Annotated in this window: 10 protein-coding genes, 1 tRNA gene, 1 pseudogene and 1 riboswitch; of the genes and pseudogenes, 10 read left to right on the top strand and 2 right to left on the bottom strand. The window is 44.2% G+C overall.

Features of this window, described 5'->3' with window-relative positions:
* The first annotated feature begins 95 nt into the window (after positions 1 to 95).
* The 8 genes from C2M33_RS11040 to C2M33_RS11075 all read left to right on the top strand — a co-directional run bounded on the left by C2M33_RS11040 (position 96) and on the right by C2M33_RS11075 (position 7,640).
* A complete protein-coding gene (locus tag C2M33_RS11040) occupies positions 96 to 485 on the top strand; it encodes an acyl-CoA thioesterase (protein ID WP_054561129.1) in 390 nt (129 codons plus the stop codon).
* Between the two features lie 166 nt (positions 486 to 651).
* Complete coding sequence (locus tag C2M33_RS11045; protein WP_283206515.1) at positions 652 to 1,011, top strand: META domain-containing protein; 360 nt, start codon at positions 652 to 654, stop codon at positions 1,009 to 1,011.
* A gap of 66 nt (positions 1,012 to 1,077) precedes the next feature.
* Positions 1,078 to 1,179, top strand: a riboswitch (TPP riboswitch).
* Positions 1,180 to 1,323: 144 nt separating this feature from the next.
* A complete protein-coding gene (gene thiC / locus C2M33_RS11050; protein WP_105174459.1) occupies positions 1,324 to 3,276 on the top strand; it encodes a phosphomethylpyrimidine synthase ThiC in 1,953 nt (650 codons plus the stop codon).
* A 73-nt stretch (positions 3,277 to 3,349) separates the two neighbouring features.
* Positions 3,350 to 4,354, top strand: coding sequence for an FAD-dependent oxidoreductase (locus tag C2M33_RS11055; RefSeq protein WP_105174460.1), 1,005 nt, complete (start codon positions 3,350 to 3,352; stop codon positions 4,352 to 4,354).
* A gap of 8 nt (positions 4,355 to 4,362) precedes the next feature.
* Entirely contained in the window at positions 4,363 to 4,560 is a 198-nt protein-coding gene (thiS, locus tag C2M33_RS11060; RefSeq protein WP_105174461.1) for a sulfur carrier protein ThiS, read from the top strand.
* Position 4,561: 1 nt separating this feature from the next.
* Positions 4,562 to 5,344: a thiazole synthase gene (locus C2M33_RS11065; protein WP_105174462.1), complete on the top strand. Its 783-nt coding sequence runs from the start codon at positions 4,562 to 4,564 to the stop codon at positions 5,342 to 5,344.
* A gap of 15 nt (positions 5,345 to 5,359) precedes the next feature.
* Positions 5,360 to 6,883 (top strand): thiamine phosphate synthase, encoded by a 1,524-nt coding sequence (gene thiE / locus C2M33_RS11070; RefSeq protein WP_105174463.1) that lies wholly within the window; start codon positions 5,360 to 5,362, stop codon positions 6,881 to 6,883.
* A 1-nt stretch (position 6,884) separates the two neighbouring features.
* Complete coding sequence (locus C2M33_RS11075; RefSeq protein WP_105174464.1) at positions 6,885 to 7,640, top strand: HesA/MoeB/ThiF family protein; 756 nt, start codon at positions 6,885 to 6,887, stop codon at positions 7,638 to 7,640.
* Positions 7,641 to 7,704: 64 nt separating this feature from the next.
* On the opposite strand, the gene asd is transcribed toward C2M33_RS11075, so the two are convergent.
* Both asd and rsgA read right to left on the bottom strand, forming a co-directional pair.
* A complete protein-coding gene (gene asd / locus C2M33_RS11080) occupies positions 7,705 to 8,571 on the bottom strand; it encodes an archaetidylserine decarboxylase (protein WP_175083551.1) in 867 nt (288 codons plus the stop codon).
* Positions 8,572 to 8,589: 18 nt separating this feature from the next.
* Positions 8,590 to 9,647 (bottom strand): annotated as a pseudogene (rsgA, locus tag C2M33_RS11085) (small ribosomal subunit biogenesis GTPase RsgA).
* A 122-nt stretch (positions 9,648 to 9,769) separates the two neighbouring features.
* Between rsgA and orn the strand changes: the two are divergent.
* Both orn and C2M33_RS11095 read left to right on the top strand, forming a co-directional pair.
* Positions 9,770 to 10,315 carry an oligoribonuclease gene (orn, locus tag C2M33_RS11090; RefSeq protein WP_063702754.1) on the top strand — a complete coding sequence of 182 codons (546 nt, stop codon included), beginning with the start codon at positions 9,770 to 9,772 and terminating at the stop codon, positions 10,313 to 10,315.
* 176 nt (positions 10,316 to 10,491) lie between these two features.
* A tRNA-Gly gene (locus C2M33_RS11095) sits at positions 10,492 to 10,567 on the top strand.
* Positions 10,568 to 10,579: the final 12 nt, after the last annotated feature.

Consider the following 10,579-nt stretch of genomic DNA (forward strand, 5'->3'; position numbering starts at 1 on the left):
GCTATTCTAGCAACCTAGCTAGCCAAATGGCTATAAAATCAATTTTTATGGTATAAACGCAGGCAATTATACGTAAATTGATTAGGAATACGACTATGACCTTTAAAGTAGACTTTAAAGTGCGTGATTATGAGTGTGATTTACAAGGAATTGTAAATAACAGTGTTTATTTTAATTACTTAGAGCATGCTCGCCATGAGTTTTTACATGCTCAAGGTATCGACTTTGCAAAGCTAGCAAGAGAAAAAGTAAACCTTGTCGTGCTGCGTAGCGAAATGGATTACAAGGCATCACTTGTGCCGGGCGATGAGTTTTACGTTGCCGTTGAGCCTGAGCGTATTAGCCGTTTAAAGTTTGCTTTTAGGCAAACAGTGTATCGCAAACATGACGATAAAGTGATGCTGCAAGCTTTGGTGATTGGCACGTCGGTAAATGAAAAAGGTCGTCCTTTTTTACCAGAAGAAGTCGATAACTTATTCAAATAGTCTGCATTGTTCCTTGATAAGCTAACTTAGAACAATTTTTTACAGATAAAACATGTTTTTTTAACGATCAATTGCGTTAAATGTTGTTATTATTACTACATTGAAATTTGAATCGTAAAAAAATATGAAGTTAGTAGCCTTGCCCCTCCTTTTAGTATTATTTTGCATGGGCTGCTCATCGACAGGGACAGTCACTAGTGAGCAATTAAAATATACACAGTGGCAATTATCAAAAGTGAATGGTTTAGCTATTCCTGTATCCCAAACAGCCTCGCTGCGTTTTATCGAAGCGATGCAGGTTAACGGCTTTGCTGGCTGTAATAAATTTTTTGGTGAAGGTGCGCTCAGCGAAGATACGCTAACAGTAAATAAGTTAGGTATGACACGTAAATCTTGTGGTGAACAAGTTGATGCGCTTGAGCAGCAATTACTGTCAACGCTAAAAGAAGGTGCGGCCATTACTTTAACTGCTGAGCAACTGACCTTGCAAGGCGAGCACCACTTTACCTTCATTGCAAAAAACTAAAGTGGCTGAGCTTGCAGCAAATTTTTAACTAACGTACACTCATTGCGTTAATAAAAAATAACGAATTTAAACTTGTCGGAGTGCCTTTAACAAGGCTGAGATCGCGAAAGCGGGATCCGTGAACCTGATCAGGCTAACACCTGCGTAGGGAACAAGCTGCCTCACTAGGCGCTTGTGCGCCAAATTTTGGGGCATAAGCGGCACAGGCTGCACTGGTAAGCATTTAACTTACTAACGATCCAATGGCGTTTGCCACTCTCTATTGCACTTGCAATATCTGACAAGACAACCCTTAAAGCAATGAGGTAAGTCATGTCAAACACAACAACTAAACCATCTCGCCGCGAAGTTCGTGCGGCAGCATCTGATTATATTTATAACTTAACGGGGCAACCGTTTCCTAACTCTCATAAAGTTTATGTAGAAGGCACGCAAGATAATGTGCGAGTAGGGATGCGTGAAATCACCCTCAGCGATACCTTCATTGGTGGTACTGAAGAGAATCCCGTATTTGAGCCTAACGCGCCAATTCGTGTTTACGATACATCAGGCCCATACACTGATCCGGATTTTAAACTCGATGTGCGCAAGGGTCTTGAGAAATACCGTGAAAAGTGGATTGAAAGCCGCGGCGATACTGAAATTTTAGACTCGGTGACTTCACAATTTTCTCAACAGCGTATGGCGGATGAAGGATTAGATCATATCCGCTTTGAGCACTTACCAAAAATCCGCCGTGCAAAAGCAGGTAAAAACGTCACGCAAATGCATTATGCGCGACAAGGCATCGTGACGCCTGAAATGGAATATGTGGCAATCCGTGAAAACATGGGTCGCGCTAAAATTCGTGAAGAGTTACTTGCAGCCCAGCACAAAGGCGAATCGTTTGGTGCTAGCATTCCTGATTTTATTACTCCTGAATTTGTGCGTGATGAAATTGCTCGTGGCCGCGCTGTGCTTCCTAACAATATTAACCATCCAGAAACCGAGCCGATGATCATTGGCCGAAACTTTTTAGTTAAAGTGAACGCGAATATTGGTAATTCGTCTGTGACTTCATCAATTGAAGAAGAAGTCGAAAAAATGGTGTGGTCGACTCGTTGGGGCGCCGACACGGTAATGGACTTATCAACGGGTCGCTATATTCACGAAACCCGTGAATGGGTGGTACGTAACTCACCAGTACCAATTGGCACGGTACCAATTTATCAAGCGCTTGAAAAAGTAAACGGCGTGGCTGAAGACCTAACGTGGGAGATTTTCCGCGATACCTTGATTGAACAAGCAGAACAAGGCGTTGATTACTTTACTATTCATGCTGGGGTATTACTGCGTTACGTGCCGATGACGGCAAAGCGTGTTACCGGTATTGTTTCCCGTGGTGGCTCTATCATGGCGAAATGGTGTTTAGCGCACCATAAAGAAAACTTCTTATACACGCACTTTGAAGAAATCTGTGAAATTTTAAAACAGTATGATGTGTGTTTTTCATTAGGTGATGGCCTGCGTCCGGGCTCTATTGCCGATGCTAATGACGAAGCCCAGTTCAGCGAATTACGTACTTTAGGTGAGCTGACAAAACTTGCTTGGAAGCATGATGTGCAAGTGTTCATCGAAGGCCCAGGCCATGTGCCAATGCATATGATCAAAGAGAACATGGAAGAGCAGCTAAAACACTGTGAAGAAGCACCGTTTTATACTCTTGGTCCATTAACCACGGATATTGCACCGGGGTACGATCATTTCACATCAGGTATTGGCGCTGCGCAAATTGCTTGGTACGGCTGCGCTATGCTTTGTTATGTAACCCCCAAAGAGCATTTAGGCTTACCAAACAAAGAAGACGTTAAAGAAGGTTTAATCACTTACAAAATTGCTGCTCATGCTGCCGATTTGGCAAAAGGCCACCCGGGTGCGCAAGAGCGTGACAACGCATTATCAAAAGCACGCTTTGAGTTCCGTTGGCACGACCAATTTAACCTAGGTTTAGACCCAGAACGCGCCCGCGAATATCACGATGAAACACTGCCACAAGAATCAGGCAAGATTGCACATTTCTGCTCTATGTGTGGCCCTAAGTTCTGCTCGATGAAGATCACTCAAGAAGTTCGTGATTACGCCAAAGATCTTGAAGCAAGAGGTATCGATCCAAATAACGTAGGTGATGCTATCGAAATCAAAATGGTCGATGTTGAAGCCGAAATGAAAGCGAAATCAGACGAGTTCAAAAAAACAGGCTCTGAGATTTACCACAAAGCAGTTTAATTGATGGAGCTAGGCATCAGCGATAGGCTCTGGGTTTTTACCTAGGGCCTAGAGCCTAGCGCCTAGAAAGTTTATGTCTTTAAAGATAGCGATACTGGGTTTTGGTTTAACTGGCCGTTTAACTGCATTGGCACTTGCTAAAGAGCATCAGTTAAGTGTGTTTGAGCAAGATGATGAACATGCTAGCAACAGTGCCGGCAGCGTTGCTGCAGCGATGTTAGCCCCCCTAGCTGAATCAGTACTGTGTGAACAGGATTTGGCCATACAAGGGCTTAATAGCATCATTCGTTGGCAGCAAATTTTAAGTGAGCTCGATGACGCTGTGTATTTTCAACAAACAGGCAGTTTAGTGGTTGCTCATCAGCAAGATAAAGGCGATTTACAAAGTTTTGTGAGCCGCTTAAAACCGCTTGAAAGCTATCAGGCACAGGCATTGGTTGGCACTCAAATCGCAGACCTTGAGCCAGAACTAGCTGGGCGGTTCCACCAAGGTGTGTATTTACCTTGTGAAGGGCAACTCGATAATCAGGCATTTTATAGTTCCAGTTTTAAAAAGCTTACCTCGCAAGGGGTGCAATTTAACTTTGGCTGTAAAGTTGAGTTGAACGCCCATCAAGTGAATGGCCAAAGCTTTGATTATGTATTTGATTGCCGCGGCTTAGGTGCTAAACATGCTGAACCCTTACTGCGTGGAGTAAGAGGGGAGGTGGCGCGTTTATATGCACCAGAGGTGAACCTAACCAGACCGATACGACTGATGCATCCGCGTTACCCAATTTATATTGCTCCTAAGCCAAATCATCAATTTGTGATTGGTGCGACTGAAATCGAATCGCAAGACCGCGGTAAAGTCACCGTGCGCTCGGCGCTGGAGCTATTGTCTGCTGCTTATACCGTGCATAGCGGCTTTGCTGAAGGGCGTATCGAGAGCTTGCAATCAGGGCTTCGTCCAGCGTTTGCAGACAACCGCCCGAAAGTCACAAAGCAAGGTCGAGTGATCAGTATTAATGGCTTGTACCGTCATGGCTATTTACTTGCGCCTCAGGTGGTTGATGACGCAGTGAGCTTAATTGCTTAAGGATAAAAATGAATATTTTAATTAATGGTCAGTCAGTTACAGTGAACGACAATACATCGCTCACTCAGGTGTTGAGCCAGTTTGGCGCAAGACCTCCATTTGCCGTTGCCGTTAATGGTGACTTTGTACCGCGCAGTCAATGCGATGCTAAAACCCTCAACGAAGGCGACAGTATTGAGTTATTGTCGCCAATTCAAGGAGGCTAAGATGGATAGTTTTTCGGTTTATGGTGAGCAATTTACGAGTCGTTTACTGATTGGCTCAGCACTGTACCCTTCGCCAAGTGTTATGACAGAGTCGATAGTGGCCTCACAGGCTGAAATTGTCACCGTTTCATTGAGACGTCAGCAAAGCGCTTCTGCGGGTGATGATTTTTGGCAATTGATAAAAAACACCGGGTTAAAGGTGCTGCCAAATACGGCGGGTTGTCATAGCGTAAAAGAGGCGGTGACCTTGGCGCAAATGTGCCGCGAAGTGTTCGCCACTGATTGGATCAAGTTAGAACTAATTGGTGATGAATATAATTTACAGCCAGATCCAATCGCACTGCTCGAAGCCACTAAAGTTTTATTGGCCGATGGCTTTAAAGTTTTACCTTATTGCACAGATGATTTAGTGCTGTGTCAGCGCCTCGCTGATTTAGGCTGCGAAGTACTAATGCCTTGGGGCGCACCGATTGGCACGGGTAAAGGCTTGCTGAATCCTTACAACTTAAAAATGATCCGTGAGCGCTTGCCAAACCATACGTTGATTGTTGATGCGGGCTTAGGTTTACCATCTCATGCCTGCCAAGCGCTTGAATTAGGGTATGATGCCGTATTATTAAATTCGGCAATTGCAGGTGCAGGTTGCCCAGTGACGATGAGTAAAGCGTTTAAGAGTGCTGTTGAAGCGGGGCGGTATAGCTATTTGGCTAAAGCGATGCCAGAAAAAGACGTAGCAAGCCCATCAACGCCGACGCTCGGAATGCCATTTTGGCATCAAGAATAAAATGTGAGGAATAACATGAATCAGGTTGTATGGACCATAGCTGGCTCAGATTCGGGCGGCGGTGCAGGAATTCAAGCCGACATCAAGGCAATGCAAAGTTTTAATGTACATGGCTGTACGGTTATTACTGCTTTAACGGCACAAAATAGTTTAGGTGTAGAAGCGCTGAACCCGATATCAACAGAAGTGATTGAGTCGCAACTATTAGCCTTAGCCAGTGATATGCCTGCCAGCGTGATTAAAATTGGCATGCTTGCCAATGTGCAGCAAATACAGCTTATTAGTGAGCATTTAAAACATTACAAAGCAACTTGGGCAGAGCCGCCTTTGGTTGTTTATGATCCGGTTGCCATTGCCTCCAGTGGTGATTTATTAACAGAAGAAGATACTGTTAGTGCTATCAAAGAGTGTTTATTGCCATTAGTCGATGTTGTAACACCGAACACCCACGAAACACAGCTATTAACCGGTGTTTACCTGATTGGCCCAAGCGCAGTGAAAGAAGCCGCCGAGAAGTTAACAGGCTATGGTGCAAAAGCGGTGATCATCAAAGGGGGTCATTGGGATTACCCAAGTGGCTACTGCATTGATTACTGCGTGCAAGGTGAGCAGGCATATTGGCTTGGCAACGAAAAAATTCAAACTCCGCATAGTCATGGCACAGGATGTAGTATGGCTTCTGTGATTGCCGCGTGTTTAGCCAAACAGTATCCACTCAAAGATGCCTTTATTTTAGCGAAAGCCTATATCAACCAAGGATTAAAAGCAGCCGTTCGTTATGGTGAAGGGATTGGCCCCGTTGCGCACACTTGCTTTCCAACAAATCTAGCAGATTATCCACAAGTCATCGAGGCGGGAAGTTGGCTGGGTGATGAGCTCGACTTTGATTGCCCGGTTGATTTTACCATGGCAGCAGGCTTTGCCGAGTGCGACTCTAAACAGCTTGGGCTGTATGCCGTTGTAGATACGGTTGATTGGTTAGAGAAGTGTTTAGCCGAAGGGGTTAAAACAGTTCAATTAAGAATGAAAAATGCAGACGATGCAGCACTTGATGAGTCGATTGCAAGTGCGGTTATGCTGGGGCAGAAGTACGATGCGCAGGTGTATATCAATGATTATTGGCAGTTGGCGATTAAGCACGGTGCTTATGGTGTGCATTTAGGACAAGAAGACTTACAAACCGCTAATTTAATTGCCATAAAAGAGGCGGGGTTACGCTTAGGTGTATCGACTCATGGCTTTTATGAGATGCTGCGTGCACATAATTACAGACCAAGTTATATGGCGTTTGGTGCTATTTACCCAACCACCACCAAAGACATGACAGGGCAAATTCAAGGCTTAGAAAAGCTCGAAAAATTTGTGCCGCTAATGGCTGATTATCCAACGGTGGCAATTGGTGGAATTGATATATCACGTGCAGAGCAAGTTGCGAGCACGGGGGTTGGCAGTGTTGCCGTAGTACGTGCAATTACCGAAGCCGAAGACTACCAATTAGCCATTGCCAAGTTAAAACAGCTGGTCGAAGGTCAGTCTTAGCATGAGCGCGTTTAGCGACAAAGAGCAAATTCGTTATAGCCGCCACTTGCTACTCAAAGAGGTGGGGCATGCGGGGCAGCAAAAGTTAAAGTCTGCACATATTGTGGTTGTCGGGGCGGGTGGGCTTGGCTCACCTGCACTGTTTTATTTAGCGGCGGCGGGTATCGGAACGCTCACTTTAATAGACGATGATAAGGTTGAGCTTTCAAACCTACAGCGACAAATACTCTATAAAGTGAACCACATGGGGCAGGCAAAAACACAGGCGGCAACCAAGGTGTTAAGCAGTTTAAATAATCAAATTACGGTTAAGCCCCTATGCCAAAAGCTTGATGAAAGTAACTGTGCTGAGCTTCTTGATGGGGCTGACATCATCCTTGATTGCAGTGATAACTTTGCTACCCGCTATTTGGTTAATCGCTATTGTTTAGCTAAATCTATCCCACTTGTATCAGCCGCTGCCATTGCAACGCAGGGGCAGGTGATGAGTTTTGATTTTCGTGATGAACAGAGCCCTTGCTATGGCTGTATATTCCCGCAAACGGAGGAGCAAACAGTACTTAATTGTGACAATGCTGGGGTATTGAGCCCGTTACTGGGTGTTATGGGAAGCATGCAAAGTTTATTGGCTATCAATATATTGCTTGGCCATAAAACGGGTAGCGAGTTTATTCAATTTGATGGGCTAACGCTAATGCAGCAGCGCTTTAATATTCAAAAAGATAGTGAGTGCTCAGAGTGTAATCGTGGGGTGTAGGCGCGATTTAAAGTGAATTTTAAGCAAACCACTTTTGCTCAAGTGGTTTGCTTAATTGAACTTATTAGTCGTTAATTTTCGCAAATGGTGTGCCCATGCGGGTCACTGTTTCTGGGTGTTGATCTGATAAGAACTCAGCTTGATTTGCTCCCCAGGCTAAAATAACGGTAGAGCCTAACTTAAAGCGACCCATTTCTTCACCCTTCTTCAGAGTAATCGCGTTGTCACCTGTAGTTGGGTAATTCCAACTAAATACATCTTTACCTGCTGGTGGCGTGACTGTGCCTGCCCAAATAGTCTCGATGCTAGCAACAATTGTCGCACCTACAAGTACCATGGCTAGCGGGCCAATTTCAGTTTCAAAGATAGCCACAACACGCTCGTTACGAGCAAATAGGTTAGGAACATTTTGTGCTGTTAACGGGTTTACCGAAAATAAATCACCCGGTACGTAGATCATTTTGCTCAGTGTACCATCAACAGGCATGTGAATACGGTGGTAATCTTTAGGCGCTAAATAAATAGTGGCAAACTTACCGCCTAAAAACGGCGCTGTGTCTTCTTCTTTGCCACCAAGGAGTGCTTGTAAGCTGTAGTCATGGCCTTTTGCTTGGATGATTTGACCGTCGACTACATCGCCTAATTGGCTAATTGCACCATCAACTGGGTGAGCAATAATGTCGCTTTCTTCAGCAAGTGGACGAATACCTTCTTTTAATGGGCGAGTGAAAAACTCATTAAAAGTTTTGTAATGAGCTGGATCTGGGTATTTAGCCTCACTCATATCAATTTTGTATTGTTTGATAAACAATTTAATTAAGGCCGTTGTTAAGCCACCCGCTTTTGCTGCTGCTAACTTGCCAACCATGCGCGAAATGAAATGTTTTGGCATGGCATATTGCATAGCAATTTTGAATTTATCTAAACTCACTTGTTATTTCCTAAATAGTTATACGCGAGGAGCGCGTGCACCAGCACGGCCGTCGGCCATAGTTTCTAAAATTCGGTGGTAACTGTCAAAGCGAAGTTCTGAAATTTCACCATCATCAACAGCTTGGCGAATTATACAGCCAGGATCGTTTAAATGCTTACAATCGCGAAAACGACAGCCACCAATAAAATCACGGAACTCTTTAAAGCACCAAGTAACGCGCTCAACCTCTAAATGCCATAAGCCAAACTCACGAATTCCCGGTGAGTCGATTAGGTTACCACCACTTGGTAAATGGTGTAATCGCGATACGGTTGTTGTGTGTTGACCAAGACCGCTATTCTCAGAGACTTCTTGGGTTAGGATGTCTGCATCTGGCAGTACAGTGTTTACTAAGGTTGATTTACCCACACCACTTTGACCAACAAAAATGCTGTTTTTACCAACCAGTTTTTGTTTAAGCTCATCAATGCCTTGACCGGTTTTATTACTGACTAACAGTACTTGATAACCTAGCTCACGATAGATATCGAGAATTTCATCAATAAAAGCAAGGCCTTCATCGTCAATTAAATCTATTTTGTTAAGCACTAAAATAGGCTCAATACCCATGTCTTCACAGGCAACTAAATAGCGGTCGATAATGTTTGGTGTAAACTCAGGCAATACCGCAGAAACCATTAAAATTTGGTCGATATTGGCAGCGACGACTTTTACCCCGCATAAAAATCAGGGCGCGTTAATTGTGAGCGACGTTCATGGGTTGCTTCAATAACGCCAGCTAAGTCGCCCTCGCTAACTTTTGCACGGCGAAAAATAACTTCATCACCACACACAAGGCTTGATACAGTTCTGCGTATATTACAGCGCAGCACTTCGCCTGATTCGGTTTCGATATCGGCATGTTGGCCAAATCGACTGATCACAACCGCATTTTCGGCAGGGCCTAAATTGTCATTTTGCCATTGCACAGTTGCCCCTTTCTCTTGCTTTTTGTCTGCATTAGAGAGGCGTTTTTGATGATTGGCCTTAATTCGACGCGATTGGCCTTTACTTAATTTCTTTTGTTTTGCCACTTTTGGCCTATAACTTGAGTAAATGTCGGGCTTTTTGAAAAAAAAGCTTTAGGTCGACTGATGATACTAATATGATATATCTAAATGCGTTGGATCTAAAGGAAAGCACCGCTAAGGTAACTATGTCTTTTCATAAATCAAATCTTATCTGGCTCGACCTGGAAATGACTGGCCTCGAACCAGCAACAGATAAAATACTCGAAATTGCCACTGTTGTCACCGACAGTGATTTAAACATCTTGGCTGAAGGCCCTGTTATTGCTATTCATCAAAGTGATGAACTGCTTGATGGCATGGACGAGTGGTGTACAACTCAGCACGGTCAATCTGGTTTAACAGCTCGCTGTAAAGCAAGTACTTTCACTGAACAAGATGCAATTGATCAAACATTGGCATTTTTAAAGCAATGGGTGCCAGCGGGTACATCGCCTATGTGTGGTAATTCTATCGGCCAAGACCGCCGCTTTATGAATAAGTACATGCCTGAATTGGAAAACTACTTCCACTACCGTAACCTTGATGTAAGCACAGTTAAAGAACTTGCGCGTCGCTGGAAACCTGACGTGTTAGCACAAGTGAACAAAAAAGGTTCACATCTAGCCCTCGACGATATCAAAGATTCGATCATGGAATTAAAGGTTTACCAAGAAAAATTCTTTAATTTGTAAAAAACATTTGCAAACACATCGGATTATTGTAGAATCCTGCCCCGCTTAAGACGTTAACCCCCGCGGGGTTGGTATGTCTCTAAGTAATTGAATGCGGCACTAGCTCAGTTGCCAGAACGTTTTACCGCAACCTTCAGGTTGTGCGACAACGGACAAATTACTGACTACTTTTGAATGCGGCACTAGCTCAGTTGGTAGAGCGCAACCTTGCCAAGGTTGAGGTCACGAGTTCGAGCCTCGTGTGCCGCTCCAATTTCTCACCAA

The organism is Pseudoalteromonas sp. T1lg122, assembly GCF_002964825.1.
Taxonomy (GTDB): Bacteria; Pseudomonadota; Gammaproteobacteria; order Enterobacterales; family Alteromonadaceae; genus Pseudoalteromonas; species Pseudoalteromonas gelatinilytica.

Bases quoted from the DNA above. Each gene is read 5' to 3' on its own strand.
- orn (WP_063702754.1), top strand. From the start codon at position 9,770: ATGTCTTTTCATAAATCAAATCTTATCTGGCTCGACCTGGAAATGACT.
- C2M33_RS11055 (WP_105174460.1), top strand. From the start codon at position 3,350: ATGTCTTTAAAGATAGCGATACTGGGTTTTGGTTTAACTGGCCGTTTA.
- thiS (WP_105174461.1), top strand. From the start codon at position 4,363: ATGAATATTTTAATTAATGGTCAGTCAGTTACAGTGAACGACAATACA.
- C2M33_RS11065 (WP_105174462.1), top strand. From the start codon at position 4,562: ATGGATAGTTTTTCGGTTTATGGTGAGCAATTTACGAGTCGTTTACTG.
- thiE (WP_105174463.1), top strand. From the start codon at position 5,360: ATGAATCAGGTTGTATGGACCATAGCTGGCTCAGATTCGGGCGGCGGT.
- C2M33_RS11040 (WP_054561129.1), top strand. From the start codon at position 96: ATGACCTTTAAAGTAGACTTTAAAGTGCGTGATTATGAGTGTGATTTA.
- C2M33_RS11075 (WP_105174464.1), top strand. From the start codon at position 6,885: ATGAGCGCGTTTAGCGACAAAGAGCAAATTCGTTATAGCCGCCACTTG.
- C2M33_RS11045 (WP_283206515.1), top strand. From the start codon at position 652: ATGGGCTGCTCATCGACAGGGACAGTCACTAGTGAGCAATTAAAATAT.
- thiC (WP_105174459.1), top strand. From the start codon at position 1,324: ATGTCAAACACAACAACTAAACCATCTCGCCGCGAAGTTCGTGCGGCA.